This is a genomic window from Nocardia sp. NPDC004604 (genome assembly GCF_040609795.1).
Classification (GTDB): Bacteria; Actinomycetota; Actinomycetes; order Mycobacteriales; family Mycobacteriaceae; genus Nocardia.
This window is the reverse complement of record NZ_JBEXLC010000046.1, coordinates 31,188-47,995: the sequence shown is the minus strand read 5'-3', so window position 1 is coordinate 47,995 and position 16,808 is coordinate 31,188. Positions and strand designations below refer to the sequence as shown.

The 16,808-nt window shown below is 67.2% G+C and carries 13 protein-coding genes; 3 read left to right on the top strand and 10 right to left on the bottom strand.

Features of this window, described 5'->3' with window-relative positions; translation table 11 throughout:
• Positions 1 to 24 precede the first annotated feature (24 nt).
• The 8 genes from ABZW16_RS18525 to ftsY all read right to left on the bottom strand — a co-directional run bounded on the left by ABZW16_RS18525 (position 25) and on the right by ftsY (position 9,554).
• Positions 25 to 1,167 carry an amidohydrolase family protein gene (locus tag ABZW16_RS18525; protein WP_354957127.1) on the bottom strand — a complete coding sequence of 381 codons (1,143 nt, stop codon included), beginning with the start codon at positions 1,165 to 1,167 and terminating at the stop codon, positions 25 to 27.
• Between the two features lie 35 nt (positions 1,168 to 1,202).
• Positions 1,203 to 1,343 carry a hypothetical protein gene (locus ABZW16_RS18520; protein ID WP_354957126.1) on the bottom strand — a complete coding sequence of 47 codons (141 nt, stop codon included), beginning with the start codon at positions 1,341 to 1,343 and terminating at the stop codon, positions 1,203 to 1,205.
• 24 nt (positions 1,344 to 1,367) lie between these two features.
• Positions 1,368 to 2,921 carry a signal recognition particle protein gene (gene ffh, locus ABZW16_RS18515; protein WP_354957125.1) on the bottom strand — a complete coding sequence of 518 codons (1,554 nt, stop codon included), beginning with the start codon at positions 2,919 to 2,921 and terminating at the stop codon, positions 1,368 to 1,370.
• Between the two features lie 92 nt (positions 2,922 to 3,013).
• Entirely contained in the window at positions 3,014 to 3,328 is a 315-nt protein-coding gene (locus tag ABZW16_RS18510) for a hypothetical protein (protein ID WP_354957124.1), read from the bottom strand.
• 108 nt (positions 3,329 to 3,436) lie between these two features.
• The gene (locus ABZW16_RS18505; RefSeq protein WP_354957123.1) at positions 3,437 to 5,899 is read right to left on the bottom strand and encodes a [protein-PII] uridylyltransferase; all 2,463 of its coding nucleotides are present in this window, start codon (positions 5,897 to 5,899) and stop codon (positions 3,437 to 3,439) included.
• Between the two features lie 88 nt (positions 5,900 to 5,987).
• Positions 5,988 to 6,326, bottom strand: a complete 339-nt coding sequence (locus ABZW16_RS18500) for a P-II family nitrogen regulator (protein ID WP_040868325.1) — start codon at positions 6,324 to 6,326, stop codon at positions 5,988 to 5,990.
• A 4-nt stretch (positions 6,327 to 6,330) separates the two neighbouring features.
• Positions 6,331 to 7,710 carry an ammonium transporter gene (locus ABZW16_RS18495; protein ID WP_354957122.1) on the bottom strand — a complete coding sequence of 460 codons (1,380 nt, stop codon included), beginning with the start codon at positions 7,708 to 7,710 and terminating at the stop codon, positions 6,331 to 6,333.
• A gap of 326 nt (positions 7,711 to 8,036) precedes the next feature.
• Positions 8,037 to 9,554: a signal recognition particle-docking protein FtsY gene (ftsY, locus tag ABZW16_RS18490; RefSeq protein WP_354957121.1), complete on the bottom strand. Its 1,518-nt coding sequence runs from the start codon at positions 9,552 to 9,554 to the stop codon at positions 8,037 to 8,039.
• A gap of 111 nt (positions 9,555 to 9,665) precedes the next feature.
• Between ftsY and ABZW16_RS18485 the strand changes: the two genes are divergently transcribed.
• Positions 9,666 to 10,055, top strand: a complete 390-nt coding sequence (locus tag ABZW16_RS18485; protein WP_354957120.1) for a DUF2237 domain-containing protein — start codon at positions 9,666 to 9,668, stop codon at positions 10,053 to 10,055.
• A 21-nt stretch (positions 10,056 to 10,076) separates the two neighbouring features.
• On the opposite strand, the gene ABZW16_RS18480 is transcribed toward ABZW16_RS18485, so the two are convergent.
• A complete protein-coding gene (locus ABZW16_RS18480; protein WP_354957118.1) occupies positions 10,077 to 10,886 on the bottom strand; it encodes a TetR/AcrR family transcriptional regulator in 810 nt (269 codons plus the stop codon).
• Positions 10,887 to 11,005: 119 nt separating this feature from the next.
• Between ABZW16_RS18480 and ABZW16_RS18475 the strand changes: the two genes are divergently transcribed.
• Both ABZW16_RS18475 and ABZW16_RS18470 read left to right on the top strand, forming a co-directional pair.
• Positions 11,006 to 11,923, top strand: a complete 918-nt coding sequence (locus tag ABZW16_RS18475; protein WP_354957116.1) for an NmrA family NAD(P)-binding protein — start codon at positions 11,006 to 11,008, stop codon at positions 11,921 to 11,923.
• Positions 11,924 to 12,078: 155 nt separating this feature from the next.
• Positions 12,079 to 12,297 (top strand): hypothetical protein, encoded by a 219-nt coding sequence (locus tag ABZW16_RS18470; RefSeq protein ID WP_354957115.1) that lies wholly within the window; start codon positions 12,079 to 12,081, stop codon positions 12,295 to 12,297.
• Here ABZW16_RS18470 and ABZW16_RS18465 read toward each other — a convergent pair.
• Positions 12,291 to 16,754 (bottom strand): tetratricopeptide repeat protein, encoded by a 4,464-nt coding sequence (locus ABZW16_RS18465; RefSeq protein WP_354957113.1) that lies wholly within the window; start codon positions 16,752 to 16,754, stop codon positions 12,291 to 12,293. The two genes, ABZW16_RS18470 and ABZW16_RS18465, sit on opposite strands and share 7 nt — an antisense overlap.
• Between the last annotated feature and the right edge of the window lie 54 nt (positions 16,755 to 16,808).

Sequence of the window (16,808 nt, the reverse complement as noted above, 5' to 3'; positions counted from 1 at the left end):
CGCCCACCCGACACGCGGCAGTGGTCACCGGTGGCCGGTGACCGGGTTGCGGCGCTTGACGACCCGGCCCCGCAGGACGACGTACTGGGGATCGGTGAGCGCGGCCGGGCTGATACGTGGATCCTCCCGGTAGACAACGAAATCCGCCGGTGCACCAGCTTCGATGCCCGGTCGGCCCAACCAGCTGCGGGCATTCCAGGAGGCGGCGCCGAGCGCATCGTGTTCGGACAGCCCGGCCCCGGACAGCGCGGCGATCTCGTCGGCTATACGGCCGTGCCGAATGGAGGCGCTGGCATCGGTGCCCGCGAAAATCGGCACACCCGCATCGTGCGCATTGGCGACCGTGCGGCGGACCCGCGCGTGCAGATCACGCATATGCGCGGCGTAAATGGGGAATTTGCCTGCACTGGCGGCGATTTCGGGGAAGGTGTCGATATTGATGAGGGTCGGCACCAGTACGGTTCCGTGTTCGACCATCATCTCGATGGTGTCGTCGGTGAGGCCGGTGCCGTGCTCGATGCAGTCGATACCGGCATTGATCAGCCCCGGCAATGCGTCCTCGCCGAAGACGTGGGCCGTCACCCGCGCGCCATTGGCGTGTGCGGCGTCGATCGCCTCCTTCAGGATCGCGTCGCTCCACAGCGGCCGCAGATCGCCCACCGACCGGTCGATCCAGTCCCCGACGATCTTCACCCAGCCATCACCGAAACGAGCCTGCTCGGCGACGATATCCGGCAGATCGCGCTCATCGTCGACCTCGATGCCGAGCTCGCGGATATAGCGCCGCGGTCGCGCGATATGGCGGCCAGCGCGGATGATCCGCGGGAGTTCCTCGTGCTCGTCGATGAAGCGCGTGTCGACCGGTGAACCCGCGTCGCGCAGCAGTAGCGCGCCCGCATCCCGCTCGGTTTCGGCCTGTGCGATCGCCCCGGCCCGGTCCTCGTATCCCCCGCCGTACCGGACCCCGACGTGACAATGCGCATCGACCAGCCCCGGCACGATCCACCCCGCGTCGCAGAGGGTTTCGGCCCCCGCGACCGGCTCGAACGACACCACACCGTCGCGCACCCACAGGTCACGCACCTCGGCATCAGGGAGAACCACACCTCGCAGATGCACAAGCAACCTCCTCGACGTCGTCGGCCGCCTCCAACCTAGCGCCGACATCCATTGACGGTCACCTCGTCCGCCCGCACAACATTTCAGTCGGCGCAGACCGCGTTGGCATCCGTGCCGTACTCCTGCGCGCCGGGCACCCGGCCGTGCCGGACGAATTCATCGCCGCAGACCGCGCCCAAGTCCGGTGCCGAGCCGCGCGCAGCACGACCTACCCTGCGCCGCAACAACATTGGCTGCGGACCGGAGTGCTACTTCTTGGGGAAGTTCAGCTTCGAGATATCGAAACCCTCGAGCCCGGGCGGCAACTGGTCCAATCCGGCGGGCATACCGGACAGATCGGGCATACCGGCAGGCATGCCCGGCATCCCCGGGAAGCCACCGCGCACCTTCGGCGGCGTCGGCCCGCGGCCACCCTTCTTGCCCTTCTTGCCCTTCTTCGCATTGGCCCGCCGCGACCCGGGCAGGCCCATCTGGCGGCCCATCATGGTCATCATCTTCTTGGCCTCGAAGAACCGGTCCACCAGCTGGTTGACCTCGGACACCTGGACGCCGGAGCCATTGGCGATGCGCAGGCGGCGGGATGCGTTGATGATCTTCGGGTTCGCGCGTTCGGCCGGGGTCATGCCGCGAATGATCGCCTGCACCCGGTCGAGCTGCTTATCGTCGACCTGGGCGAGCACATCCTTCATCTGACCTGCACCGGGCAGCATGCCGAGCAAATTTCCAATGGGCCCCATCTTGCGGATGGCGAGCATCTGATCGAGGAAGTCCTCGAGCGTCATCTCGCCGCTGCCGATCTTGCGGGCGGCTTCTTCGGCCTGCTGCTGGTCGTAGACCTGTTCGGCCTGTTCGATCAGGCTGAGCACATCACCCATGCCGAGGATGCGCGAGGCCATCCGGTCCGGATGGAAGACATCGAAGTCCTCGAGCTTCTCACCGGTCGAGGCGAACATGATCGGCGCGCCGGTCACATTGCGTACCGACAGCGCCGCGCCACCGCGGGCGTCACCATCGAGCTTGGTGAGCACCACGCCGGTGAAGCCGACGCCGTCGCGGAAGGCCTCGGCGGTGTTGACCGCGTCCTGGCCGATCATGGCGTCGAGCACGAACAACGTCTCGTCCGGTTGCACGGCATCGCGAATGCCAGCGGCCTGTGCCATCAACTCGGCGTCGATGCCGAGGCGACCGGCGGTATCGACGATGACCACGTCGTACTGCTTGCTGCGGCCCTCGGCGACACCGGCCTCGGCCACCGCGACCGGATCGGCCGCCGAGATGCCGAGCGGATTCTCGCCGCCACCGACGGAGGTGCCGGGATGCGGTGCAAAAACGGGCACGCCCGCACGCTCACCGACGACCTGGAGCTGGGTGACCGCGCCGGGGCGCTGCAGGTCGCAGGCCACCAGTAGCGGCTGATGTCCCTGCCCCTTCAGCAATTTCGCGAGTTTGCCCGCCAGGGTCGTCTTACCGGAACCCTGCAGACCGGCGAGCATGATCACCGTCGGCGGGTTCTTGGCCAGCGTCAGCCTGCGGGTTTCACCGCCGAGGATGCCGACGAGTTCCTCATTGACGATCTTGACGACCTGCTGGGCCGGATTGAGGGCGGCCGAAACCTCGGCACCCTTGGCCCGCTCCTTGATCTTCGCGATGAAACCGCGCACCACGGGCAGCGCGACGTCGGCCTCGAGCAGGGCGAGACGGATCTCGCGACAGGTGGCGTCGATGTCGGCCGGTGACAGACGCCCCTTACCGCGAAGATCCTTGAGGGCACCGGTAAGCCGGTCGGACAGGGATTCGAACACCGATCGCGCTCCTGATCTCGTGGGACGTCACTTGGTATCCCAGGGTAATGGGACAGCCCACCAGTTCGCGCAAGTGGTGCACTTTCCAGGGACTATTCGAGTACGCGACGGCGCGGTTTGGCAGTTTTGCGGTAGTCGTGGTTCTCCAGCGCAACCATGAATACCGCCTCGCGGGCGGTCAGGCCCAGTTCCAGGGCCAGGTCGTCGAGCATGGCCCAATCGGTGCCGGTCGGCACATCGCGCGTGGCGACAGTGGTGGCGATCGTCATAGCGGTGACAGCCTGTTGTCCGGACAGGGTCCGGCCGGGTAGCCAGGAGACGACCCAGCGGTCACCGCCGACGCAGCGCGCCATATGCGTGGTCTCATCACTCGTCATCATCGACGCCGAAACGACTTCAATTGCCACCGACCTGCTCCCCTCATGCTCGCGATAGCCAGACGCTCTGATACTAGGGTGCGAGGGGGTCGGCGCCTACACTTTCAGCAAATGATCTGCAAATCCAAATTAGCTCGGTCAGGAGCCCGTGCTCGATCCGGGCGCCACGCCCTCGGGCAGCTTCGGCGCGGGCCGGGGGACCACCGCCAAGATCGCCTTCTCAATGGTCTCGCGGCGCTGCGGGGTGTCCTCGACCAGGTCGAGACCGAAGGCGTCGACCACCGCCGAACCCATGGTCACCACCTTCGCCCACCGCACGTCGGCACGACATTCGGCAAGCGCCGCCGCCAACCTGCTGAGCAGCCCGATCCGGTCCTCGGCGCGCAATTCGAGCACCAACTGGCCGGTCGAGTTGGCCGACCAGATCACCCGCGGCTGCGCCTGCGCATACGGGCTCGGCCGGGCGCCGGTGGCCTCGCGCTCGCGCTTGGCCAGCAGCGCGTGCAGATCCAGATCGCCAGCGGTCGCCCGGATCAGCTCCTGCCGCAACAGCCCGACATCCGGCGGATCACCGAATTTGGGCGACACCACGAAGGTATTGACGGCCGAATCGGCTTCGCCGCCGACGGTGGCCGAGAGCACCCGCAGCGAGTGCAGGGCCAGCACCCCGGCAGCATCCGAGAGCAGGCCCGGGGTATCCGGTGCGATCACCGTGACGGTGTAGATGTACTTGCCCTCGCCGGGCCGCAGATCGACATGCACACCACCGGCGGCGGCTTTGGCCAGCAATTCGGGTGCGATCGGCTCCGGCTCGGGCAGCTGGTCGCCCGCCATCACCAGGCGGCAGCGCCGCACTAGCTCACCGATCAGTGAAGCCTTCCAATCGCCCCAGACCCCGGGGCCGGTGGCCAGCGAATCGGCCTCGGCCAGGGTGTGCAGCAGTTCCAGCAGCTGCACGTCACCATCAAGGGTGTCCACGACGAACTGCACGGTATCGGGATCGGCGAGGTCACGTCGCGTCGCGGTGTCCGGCAACAACAGGTGGTGGCGCGCGATCGCGCTGAGTGTCTGCACATCCGACGGCCACAGCCCGAGCCGCCGCCCGATGTGGGTGGCCAGTTCGGCCCCGACGACGCTGTGATCGCCTGCCCGCCCCTTGCCGATATCGTGCAGCAGCGCACCCAACATCAGCAGGTCCGGACGGGCGACCCGAGTGCTCAGCGCACTCGAATAGGCGACTGTCTCCATCAGGTGCCGGTCCACGGTCCAGGTGTGCAGCACATCGCGCGGCGGCAGGTCCCGCACCGCGCCCCATTCCGGAAGTAGCCTGCCCCACAGGCCCGTTCGGTCCAGCGCCTCGACCGCATCGATGGCGCCACGGCCCGCGCCGAGCAGGATCAACAGGTCGTTGAGCGCATCCTTGGGCCAGGGCTCACGCAGCTCCGGCGCGTCCTCGGAGAGCCGATTCAGTGTCGTCGCCGACATCGGCAACCCCGTCTGCGCCGACGCCGCGGCCACCCGCAGGATCAGTCCGGGATCGCGCTGCGGCCGCGCGTCCCGCGCCAGCACGACCTCACCGGCATGTTCGACCACCCCCTCATCGAGTGGTCGACGCACCGGCATGCGGCGCAGTCGCGCGAGGCCACGACGCGGCAGCGCATTGGCGGCGGTGCGCAGACCGACATCGACGGAGTAGCTCACCGTCCGCGCGGAATCACTGAGGGTGCGGGCGAGGTCGAAGCGGTCACCGATGCGCAGTGCCGCGCCGATCTCGTCGGCATCCTGGGCACGCAGCTGATCACGCGCCCGGCCCGCCACCCGATGCAGCTCCGTGCGAACATCCAGCAACCGCCGGTGCGCCTGCTTCAGACCGCCGCCCGGCACGTCCGGACCGAGCCCTGGCATGGCGTCGGTCAGCTGGGCGATGGCCAGTGCGTCGAGCAGTTGGATATCGCGCAGTCCGCCGCGCCCGTTCTTCAGATCGGGCTCGGCGCGATGGGCGATCGCGCCGCTGCGCTGCCATCTGGTCTCGGCCTGTTCGATCAATTCGTCGAAGCGCGAACGAATTCCGGTCCGCCATTCCCGACGCACCCCACCGATGAGCAGATTGCTCAACTCGATATCACCGACGATATGCCTGGTCTCGAGCATGCCGAGGGCCGCGACGAGATCGCCGGACGCGACGCGCAGCGCCTGCGGAACGGTGCGCACACTGTGATCGAGTTTGATGTGCGCGTCCCACAGCGGATACCACAGCTGATCGGCCACCTCGGCCACCCGCGCCGGATCGACATCGTCGTGCAACAACACCAGATCCAGATCGGAATACGGCAGCATCTCCTTGCGACCGAGACCACCGACGGCGACCACGGCCAGACCGCTGTCGCGGGTGATGCCGAGTTCGGTGCCCTTGGTGGTCAGCCACAGTTCGAACAGATCGACCAGCGCCGAACGCAGGGATTCGGCATCCAGCCGTGGATTTCTGGGCAATCCGCCCTCGAGCAATTGATTGCGTGCCCGGACCAGATCGGCCGCGCCGTTGGAGACATTCGTGCCGCCGTCCTCGGTTACCTGTCCGCCGTTTTGCTCGTGACTACCCACAAACCCACCGCCCATCAAGATGCGTGCGGCCCCGCCCCGACCGGGCAATCCGGTGGGAGCGGGGCCGCCGCTCGATTTCGATATCTGCCTACAGAGCGTCGGTACCGCGTTCCCCGGTCCGGACCCTGATGATCGACTCCACCGGGGTGACCCAGACCTTGCCGTCACCGATCTTGCCCGTGCGGGAGGCCTCGACGATCACCTCGACGACCTTGTCGACCGAGGCATCGTCGACAACGACCTCGACGCGAACCTTCGGAACGAAATCCACGGAGTATTCCGCACCGCGGTAGACCTCGGTGTGGCCCTTCTGGCGACCGTAGCCCTGTACCTCGCTGACGGTCATGCCCAGCACACCCGCCTGCTCGAGCCCGGATTTGACGTCCTCGAGAGTGAACGGTTTGACGATAGCGGTGATCAGTTTCATGTCGTCATGCCTCCTTGACGGCGGTACGTGCCGTGCCACCCACAGCAGCGAAATCGTATGCCGTTTCAGCGTGCTCGGACTCGTCCAGGCCCACCGACTCGGCTTCCTCGCTGGCGCGCAGCCCAATTGTGAACTTCACGATATAGGCAATGATCAGGCTCGCGATGAAGGAGAACGCAAGTACCGCACCGGCACCGACGGCCTGGCGCCACAGCTGGTCGAAACCGCCGCCGTAGAACAGACCGGTCTTGCCCGCACCCGCCTCCGGCGCGGCGACCAGGCCGACCATCAGGGTGCCGATGATGCCGCCGACGAGGTGCACGCCGACCACGTCGAGCGAGTCGTCGAAGCCGAACTTGAACTTCAGGCCGACCGCCAGCGCACACACCGCACCGGCCACGAAGCCGATCACCAGCGCGCCGACCACGTTCACCGAGGAACAGGACGGGGTGATCGCGACCAGACCGGCCACCACACCCGAGGCCGCACCCAGCGAGGTGGGCTTGCCGTCGCGGAACTTCTCCACCAGCAGCCAGGCCAGCATCGCCGCGCAGGTCGCGAGGGTGGTGGTGATGAAGGTCGAACCGGCCAGACCGCCCGAGGTGACCGCGGAACCGGCGTTGAATCCGAACCAGCCGAACCACAGCAGACCGGCGCCGAGCATCACGAACGGCAGGTTGTGCGGCCGGAACGGGGTGCTCGGCCAGCCCTTGCGCTTACCGAGTACCAGCACCAGGGCCAGGCCCGCCGCACCGGCGTTGATGTGGACCGCGGTACCACCGGCGAAGTCGACCGCGAGCAGTTTGTTCGCGATCCAGCCGCCCTCGTGCACGAGGTTGCCGTCGGCATCCTTGACATCGAAGTCGAAGACCCAGTGCGCGACCGGGAAGTAGACGACCGTCGCCCAGATACCCGCGAACAGCAGCCAGGCACCGAACTTCAGACGGTCCGCGACAGCACCCGAGATGAGGGCAACCGTAATGATCGCGAACATCAGCTGGAACGCGACGAATACGGTCGCGGGAATGGTGCCCGCGAGCGGGATACTCACGGCTGCGGTGGTGACGGCGCCGCTGGCATCCTTCACTTCGGCAACCGAATTGCCGCCGATCAGACCCTTGAGGCCGAAGAACTGCGCCGGATCACCGACCACGCCGAATTTGTTGTCGCCGAATGCGGCCGAGTATCCGTACAGCGACCACAGCACGCCGACCAGGCCCATGGCGCTGATGCTCATCATGATCATGTTGAGCACATTCTTCGAGCGGACCATGCCGCCGTAGAAGAACGCCAGACCGGGCGTCATCAACAATACGAGTGCCGAACTCGCCAGCATCCAGGCGGTGTCACCGGTGTCCGGTGCACCGGTAAGGGGAAAAGCCACCTTAATGTCCTCCTCATCTCGGGCCCAGCCGACTCCGGCAAATGGACCTGCAGAGAAGGGTCCTCATTCGGTGTTTCATCCACAGAGCTGTGGTGTTTCACCTGCGTGAACGGATGGAGCAGTTGTGTTGCTACCACGTTTCGTAATGTTCGCCCCGGGTTTCCCGGAGGGTGTGAGGCGGTGTTGCCGGAGGTCGGGATGCGTTTACCGAGGAGTAGATACGGCAAACTTCCGGCTCTCAGCACTCGACCCCCGCTCCCTGATCGGTAGCGGGGGTCGAGCGGGCGCGCACCAGACGGTGCTGCGCGACGGCCTGGCTATTCGGTTCAGCCGAGAAGTGCGTCGACGAATGCGGCGGGTTCGAACGGGGCCAGGTCGTCGGCGCCCTCGCCGAGGCCGACCAGTTTCACCGGCACGCCGAGTTCGTGCTGGACCTGGAAGACGATGCCGCCCTTGGCCGTTCCATCGAGTTTGGTGAGCACCACGCCTGTGATATCGACCACTTCGGCGAAGACCCTGGCCTGCATCAGACCGTTCTGGCCGACGGTGGCATCCAGGACGAGCAGCACCTCGTCGACCTTGGCCTTCTTCTCCACCACGCGCTTGACCTTGCCGAGTTCGTCCATCAGACCGGTCTTGGTGTGCAGGCGGCCCGCGGTGTCGATCATGACGACGTCGACGCCGCGGTCGATGCCCGCGCTGACCGCGTCGAAGGCGACGGCCGCGGGGTCCCCGCCCTCCCTGCCACGGACGGTGTCCGCGCCGACCCGCTCACCCCAGGTCTGCAGCTGATCGGCGGCCGCGGCGCGGAAGGTATCGGCCGCACCGAGCAGCACCCGGCGGCCGTCGGCGACCAGGACGCGGGCGAGCTTGCCGGTGGTGGTGGTCTTTCCGGTGCCGTTGACGCCGACGACCAGCAGGATCGACGGGTGATCGTCGTGCGGGAGCGCGCGGACCGAACGGTCGAGCTCGGGGCGCAGGGCCTCGATCAGCACGTCGTGCAGGACGGCGCGGGCCTGTTCGGTATTGCGGACGCTGCGGACCGCCATTTCCTCGCGCAGGCGCTCGACCACCGCCGCGGTGCTCGCAGTGCCGAGATCGGCGAGGACCAGGGTGTCCTCGACCTCTTCCCAGGAGTCCTCGTCCAGGTCACCGCCGCCGAGCAGGCCGAGCAGACTCTTGCCGACGGCGTTCTGCGAGCGGGACAGGCGGCCACGCAGGCGGACCAGGCGGCCCGCGGTCGGCTCGATTTCCTCGAGCGCGGGGGCGACCGCGGCGTCATCGGCGGTGGGCTCGGGGGCGGTTTCGACCGAAGCTTCCGGGCCGGGCGCGGGAGTCGTCGGTGCGGCGGTGTCCGCAGGTGCGACCGTGTCGACATCCGCTGGGACGGCGGCTTCGGGTTGGGTGGTTATCACGCCCGAATCGACCGAGGTATCCGAATCAGTGGTGGCCGTTGCGGATTCGACCGCACCGTCGGTTTCGGCCGGGGTGGACTCCGCGGTGTCGACATCGCCCTCCGGCAGCGACACATTGGTTATGCCGCGCTTCGGCGCGTCGCGCGGAATCGCCGCGTCGTCGCCGACATGCGGCTGGCCCTCGGTATCGGTTCGCTCGATCGGTGCGGGTTCCGGGCGTGTCGCGGTGGCCGTGGCCCCCTGACTGAAGTTGAAGCCGCCCGAGGCCGTGTATCCACCCGACCGGTCGGTCAGTTCTTTCTCCACGGTGGGCGACGTCAGCGTGACGCGACGGCGTTTGTACAGGACGAATCCAGCGACAAACGCCACCACCAGCACGGCGGCGACAGCGGCAATCAGGATCCAGGCTTCGGAACTCACGTCGACCATCCTTGCAGAACCGGATTCTTCGCATTACCACGCCGTCCTGGCCCCGACACACAACCCCCGAGATTTCTTGTCCTGCGGAACTTCTCGCGAATGGACAATAGGATCGGCGACGTGACCGATCGAAACGTGCTTGGGGGGCCGCTGGAAGAGTGCGGCGCCGATCCTCTCACCGGGTTCTACCGGGACGGCTGCTGCAGCACCGGGCCGGAGGATCTCGGTAGCCACACCGTGTGCACCGTCGTCACGGCTGAGTTTCTCGAGCACCAGGCGTCCATCGGCAACGATTTGAGTACGCCGCGCCCGGAGAACAGCTTCCCCGGCCTGCAACCGGGAGACCGGTGGTGTGTGGTGGCCGTGCGCTGGCTGCACGCCCACGAGGACGGTGTCGCCGCACCGGTGGTGCTGGCGGCCACCCATGAAAACGCCCTGGAAGTGATCTCGATGGACATTTTGCGCAAATATGCCGTCGACGTTCCGGACGATGTGAGCGATCTGCTCTAGCGCTATACCGAGGATCCGCCGTCAACCTCTCGCGACTGCCCCGGCCAGGGCGGCGCGGGCGGTTCGTCGGCGGTGCGCCTTTTGGCGGCAGGCGGCGCCGCAGTAGCGGGCCGGGCGGCCGGTTCCGGTCGGTCGGATCGCGGTACCGCAGATCGGGCAGCGCGCGCCACCTGTTTCGTTACGCGAGTCCGTTTCGTTACGAGGGTTGGGCTCGACATCGGGTTTCGTAACGGTCCGGTTTTCCGGATTCACGCGCATTGCGTCGAGCATGATGGCGGCGGCCCGGATCATCGGGCCGTCCGGGCGCTGACGTCGTTGGATCGCCACGCATCCGGTGAAAATGTCCAGTACGTCGGTGATTTCGATATCGGGGCGGACCGCGCCCTGGCGCTGCGCGGCCGTCAACAGGGCGCCGAGTGCATGGTGGAACCGGTCGCCCGCGCTGCGTAGCAGTGCCTTCGGCCAGCCGTCGTCGGACTGGACGATATCGCAGAGCGCCTGGCTGCGCGGGGCCGAGACGACCACCTCGGTACAGAGCGCGAAGAACGCCGCACCCGGATCCGGCGCGTCGAGATGCGCGGCCGCACCGGCGGCGAGCCGGTCGATGCGGTGTTGCATAACCGCTTCCAGCAAATCGGTTTTCGTGGGGAAATGCCGGTAGACCGTGCCCGCGCCCACCCCGGCACGACGCGCGACCTCGGCCAGGGAGACCGAGGTGCCGTGTTCGGCGAAGGCACGTTGCGCGGCGGCCAGCACCAGCGCCCGGTTGCGGCGGGCATCGGCTCGCGCGGCGGCGCCGGGCTGCGCGGGCGGGGACTGCGGAGCAGACATTTCGTTACGGCCTTCCGTGCCGGGACCTGGCCAAGCGGGTGATCGCACCCATATCGTCCGAATACGGGTTATCCGACCCGATTGTATCGAGCAGAGTCCGATCGAATGAAAAGGCGAGCATGTCCCCTCAGCAGAACCCGATACTGATCACCGGCGCGACCGGCAAGCAGGGCGGCGCCACCGCGCACCGATTGCTGGCCGACGGCGTCGCGGTGCGTGCGCTGGTCCGCGATCCCGACGCGCCCGCGGCGCACGCACTCGCCGACGCGGGCGCCGAATTGGTGACCGGCGACTTCGACGCACCGGAAACGCTGGACGCCGCCGTCGCCGGTGCGCGCGCCGTATTCCTGGTTCCACCAGCCGCCTTCGGTCCGAACGGCTGGGACGCGGAGTTGGAGGCCACGCGTGGCATCGCAGTGATCGACGCGGCCGTACGCGCCGGTGTCGAGCAGATCGTCTTCACCGGTGTCGCCTCGATGACCGATGACCGCTCCTGGGGCATGGCCGGAAAGGGTCGCATCGAGGATGCGATCGCGGCCAGTGGTCTGCGCTACACCCTGTTGCGCCCGGTGCGTTTCATGGAGAACTACGTCCTGCGTGGCAGTCCGGTGGACGGCATCATCGACGGCGTGCACAGGCACCTGTTCCAGACGGACCGGCCGCTGCAGATGATCGCCATCGCCGATATCGCGGCCTTCGCCGCACTGGCCTTCGACGATCCGGACCGCTTCCACGGCCGCACCCTCGAACTGGCCGGTGACGCGATCACTCCCGTCGCGGCGGTGGCGGCGATCAACCGCGCCACCGGCCTCACGGTGCGCTACGTCGAGGCGAGCGAGGCCGAAGCGGATGAACTCGGCGAACAGATCGGCAATACCTGGCGGCTCATCCGCCAAAACGGTGGCTGGCACGCCGACATCCCGGCGCTGCGCGAGATATACCCCGCCCTCACCACGCTCGAATCCTGGCTCACCACAACCGGAGCCGCCCTGATCAAGGCGCAATTCGACAACGACCGCCACGTCGCCGCGCGCTGACCGAACAGCCGCACTCCTGTCGGCGCCTTCCCGCGGACGCAGTGCTGGTGGCCGTGGCAAGCTCCACGGGTGAACGCAGCGGCAGTAGCGCCCAGGTGCAAAGGCCGCAAGCGGGTGCGGCTGTATGTCACCGGCTGCGGCGTACGCTCGATGTGGTGAATCTGCGCGAAAGGTGGACCAACCGCAAGCGCCGCGATCCGATCGGCGCCGAGGTCGACGAGATATTCAGCCCCGCGCGCAAGCACATTCACGAGCGCAAGGAATGGGTGGCGGTGGCCAAGTCGGACGACCGCGAATCCGGCGATGATCCGCTCGTCGACCTCAACTCCGGCGTCGCCACGCTCACCCCTCGGGTGGGCCGATCGGCTCAGTAGTGCGGAAGGTGCGTGTCCGGATCGCCATTGGTGCGGCCGAGCGCGCGGCGGATCCGGGTGAGCACGTCGAATCTGCTAGTGCTGCTGGCGATTCCAGTGCGGCACGCGGCACCGGTGCGGTGGGTGTCGGGGTGGTCGGGACCGAGGACCCGCAGTTGCACTTCGAGCAGTTGCTCGAATTCGACTGCGGCGGTCGCGGTGGCGCCAGCGCGGTGGCGCGCGTGGGCCAGGTGGTAGCGGGTGGCGAGAGTGCGCGGGTGGTCGACGCCGAGTATTCGACGTTCATCGGCGAGTAGCCGCTCGAGCTCACCGACGGCGGCACGGGAATCGCCGGATTCACAACGCCAGCGGGCCAATTCATTGCGATTCAGCAGTGTGTCGGGGTGATCTTCGCCGAGCACCCGGATGCGATCGGTGAGCAGTCCGGCCAACTCCGCCACCGCGGTGGCCGGATCACCGTGCGCGCCACGCCAGCACGCGAGATCGTGGCGGGTGCGGAAGGTGTTCGGATGCTGCAGTCCGTGCACCCGGATGCGATTGGCGAGCACGTAGTCGAATTCCGCAAGGGCGGTGGCGATATCGCCGCTCTCGGCGCGGTAGTGCGCGAGATTGGCTCTGGTGCGCAGTGTGTCGGGATGGTCGGGGCCGAGTACCCGCTCGCGTGCCCGGAGCAGTTGCTCGAATTCGACTACGGCCGCGGCCGGGTCGCCGCTCTCGCCGCGCCAATATGCGAGATTGTGCAGTGAGGTCAGCGTGTCGTGGTGGTCGGCTCCGAGTATCCGGCGCCGGTCGTTCAGCAGTTCCCGGTATTCGGCTATGGCGGTGGCGTAGTGTCCCGCTTCACCGCGCCACCTGGCCAGATTGTGCCGGGTGCGCAGGGTATCGGGATGATCGGGTCCGAGCACACGCAGCCGGACCGGCAGTAGCTCCTCGAGTGCGGCGAGCGCGGCCGTGAGATTGCCGCACTCGCCGCGCCAGAGCGCGAGGCGGTGCCAGGTGTGCAGGGTTTCGGGGTGGTCGGGCCCGAGGATCGTACGTTCGTCGTCGAGCAGCTGCTCGTATTCGGTGATAGCGGTGCCGATCTGACCGCTCTGACCGCGGAAGAACGCGAGACTGTGCCGGGTGCTGAAGGTCTCGGGGTGGTGCGGACCGAGGACCGCGAGTTCATCGCGGAGCAGCTGCTCGTACTCCGCTACCGCGGTGGCGGGGTCGCCGCTTTCCCCACGCCAGTACGCCACGGCATGGCGGGTGCGCAGGGTATCGGGATGGTCGATCGGCAGCACCCGCTGCCGATCGGCGAGCAGTTGTCGGTACTCCGCGACCGCGGTGGCCGGATTACCACTCTCCCCGCGCCAGCAGGCCAGTTCGTGCCTGGTGCGCAGGGTATGGGGATGGTCGGGGCCCAGGATGCGGATCCGGATAGGAAGTATCTGTTCGAATTCGGCTACGGCGGTGAGGTAGTGACCGATTTCGCCGTACAGGTGGGCCAGGTTGTGGCGCGAGAGCAGGGTAATCGGATGGTCGAGGCCGAGGATGCGCCGCTCATCGGCGATCAGCGCCACGAACTCCGCGATGGCGCTGCGGTGATCACCGCTTTCGCCCCGCCAGTAGGCGATGTTGTTGCGGGTGCGCAATGTGCGCGGATGCTCGGGACCGAGAATGCGCGTCCGGTCGGTGAGCAATTGCTGGAATTCCGCGATGGCGGTGGCGTGGTCACCGCTCACCCCGCGCCAGCGGGCGACGTCGTTGCGGGTGATCAGGGTGTGCGGATGGTCGGGTCCGAGCACGCGCTCCTGCTCGGCCAATAGCTGTTGGAACTCGGTGATCGCCCGCACATGATCGCCGCTCTCGGCGTGCAACTGGGTAACCCGGTGACGGGTCTTGAAGAAGGCCGGATCGGCAGTGCCGGAGATGCGCTGCTGATCGACGAGCAGTTGGTGCAGCTCGATAATGGCGGTATCGATATCACCGCTTTCGCTGCGCCAGTAGGCGAGTTCGTAACGAGCGGTGAGCGTGTCGGGATGATCCGGCCCGAGTACGGCGAGTCGATCGGTGAACAGCCGCTGGAATTCGGCGATGGCCTCGGCCGTCTCGCCCTGCTCGCCACGAAAATGCGCGAGGTCGCCACGGGTCCGCAGGGTCGCCGGGTCATCGGCACCGAGCAGCCGGGTCCGGTCGGCGACCAACTGCTCGAATTCGGCTATGGCGGTGGGGAAAGCACCGCTCTCCCCGTGCCAGCGGGCGAGATTGGTGCGGATGGTCAGGGTGCCGAGGGCATCGGCGCCGAGCACCCGGGTGCTCTCGGCGAGTAGGTTCTGATGGTCGATGGTGGCGGTCGCCAGATCACCGCTCTCTCCGCGCCAGAACGCGAGATTGTTTCGGGCGGTGAGCGTGTCGGGGTGCTCAGGGCCGACCGACGCCTCGAACGCCGGAATCCAAGCGGCCCACAGATCGCGATTGTCCGCTGCGCGCGGGGTGTTCAACCGTTCCAGGAATATCAAGGCGGCGGCCGAATCGCCGTAGCCGAGATAGTGCCGCACGGCCGATCGACGGCCGTAATCAGTGATCTGGGGCGCGGGTCGGGTCGAGCGCGCGTCCTGCTCGAGTGCCTTTGCCAGCGCCCGATGCGCGTCCAGGCGCGCCACCGTGTGCCCCGCGGCAATGAGTGAGCGCCGAAACGCATTGTGCGCCAGGCCGAGCATTTCATCCGAGGTGCCCGGGTGACCGCGGCTGACCAGCACCCCGAGCCGAACGACGAGATCACGAATTCGGTTGGTGCTCAACCCGATGCCGAGGAAATCCAGGGCACGTTCCAGCAGTTCGAGCGGCAGGACCGGGCCCGCGCCCGCCGCCACCAGGATGCCGAGCAGCGCGGAAACCGCCTGTGCCGTTGCGGGATCCGCATTGTCGACCACATCGCGAACCCGCCGCCGGACCAGGGCGTCCAGGCCGATCCCCCGGTCCAGATCCGAGGACGTGATATCGGAGTGGATCTCGATCAGCAGCCGGGCCAGCAGCCACCCACCGGTGGGAGTCTGCTGCAGCAGACCGTCGATCCACTCGCGCCAATTGGTGTGCTCGGTGTGGCCGCGGGCCGCCGCGACGGTATCGGCGATATCCGCAGTCGTCGGAGCTGGCACGTCGATGCGCCGCATATGGGCCAGCAGCGGCGAGTTCTCGATGCCGGTTCCCTCGCGGATGCCGACGATGAGATGCACGTGCCCAAGTTCCGGACGACGGGTCAACTCGGCGACCGCGTAGGATAGCAGGGTGCGACTGCCGCGCTTCGGATGATCGAGTCCGTCGACCAGGATGTGCACCGGTTTCGACGGGTCGAGCCGGGCCAGCGGCCGGAGGATCTTGATATCGAACTGGTCGAGTCGGCTGCTGTCCTGTTCGGCGAGGTCGAATTCGACCATGCGCGTTGCGGTTTTGAAGCCGTCGAGCCGCCTGCCGAGCTGCTGCGCCAACTCGGCGGTGAACGATTCCAATGAGCTGGTCACGTCGAGAATCACCGCGGCCGTGATGTATTCGGCCTTGATCGGCAGCGTATCCACCCAGCCGGGCCGGATCAGCGTCGCGAGCAAGGTGGATTTGCCACAGCCCGCCGGGCCGACCACACCGCGCAACCGATCCGCCCCCGCGTCGACCACCTGGGCCAGCCGCTCGCGCAGTGGCTCCGAGACGACCAGACCGTTGATCAGTTGGTCGACGAACCCCGCGGCCGCGCTGCCGCTCACCGCATCCGCACGTCGTGCGACATTGGGCACCAGCCAGAGACCGGGATCGCTACTGGCCGTGCGTATTCCGGAGGTGAACGAGAACGATTGCGGCTCCAGCGCTGGGCATTGGCGCAGCGGTCGCACCAGATCCGAAGGCAGTAGGCTTTCGCCGCCGTGCGGCACCCCCTTGCCGAATGTGGTGATGATCGTTCGAGTGAAACACCCGAAATAGGCGGGTCCATTACCGGTGGCGACCAACAGTTCGACACGTCCGTTCGGACCGGACGCCTCCGGCCAGCGCCGGGCCGCACCGCGCACGCCCTCCCCCGTCTCGCAGGCGTCGACCAGCACGATCAAACCGTCCAGCGTCGCGGCGCTGTTCAGGTGTTCCTGGATTTCCTGGGTCAGATGAAAGGCATTGCGCAGCTTGGGCAGCTGTGGGGAATCGTGGGCGAGCAGATAGAAATTCTCCGAGGCGGTCGTCATGCCGTGGCCGATAAAGCTGATCAGCAGCGTCGCTTGATGATTCGAGGCGATCTCGAACGCATCGTCTACGGCGCGGGCCAAATCGTCGATCGTCGGATCCAACAGCGGCCCGCCGGTGCGGGTCGCCGATTGCCAACCCCCGAGCCCCCGCAGTTCGGTGTAGAGACCGGTGGCGAGTTCGCCGGTGAAACCCAATCTGGGCAGCGCTGCGCACTCCGAGCCGACTACCAGCGCCACCCTCCCGCCCATGTTCGGCAACCTACTCCGCCCGCGCCCGCCCCCGGGCAACAACGGGAAATCGAA

Excerpts from the sequence above, each read along its gene's own strand:
- ABZW16_RS18525 (WP_354957127.1), bottom strand. The coding sequence starts at position 1,167 with ATGTCGGCGCTAGGTTGGAGGCGGCCGACGACGTCGAGGAGGTTGCTT.
- ABZW16_RS18465 (WP_354957113.1), bottom strand. The coding sequence starts at position 16,754 with ATGGGCGGGAGGGTGGCGCTGGTAGTCGGCTCGGAGTGCGCAGCGCTG.
- ABZW16_RS18500 (WP_040868325.1), bottom strand. The coding sequence starts at position 6,326 with ATGAAACTGATCACCGCTATCGTCAAACCGTTCACTCTCGAGGACGTC.
- ABZW16_RS18475 (WP_354957116.1), top strand. The coding sequence starts at position 11,006 with ATGTCCCCTCAGCAGAACCCGATACTGATCACCGGCGCGACCGGCAAG.
- ABZW16_RS18480 (WP_354957118.1), bottom strand. The coding sequence starts at position 10,886 with ATGTCTGCTCCGCAGTCCCCGCCCGCGCAGCCCGGCGCCGCCGCGCGA.
- ftsY (WP_354957121.1), bottom strand. The coding sequence starts at position 9,554 with ATGGTCGACGTGAGTTCCGAAGCCTGGATCCTGATTGCCGCTGTCGCC.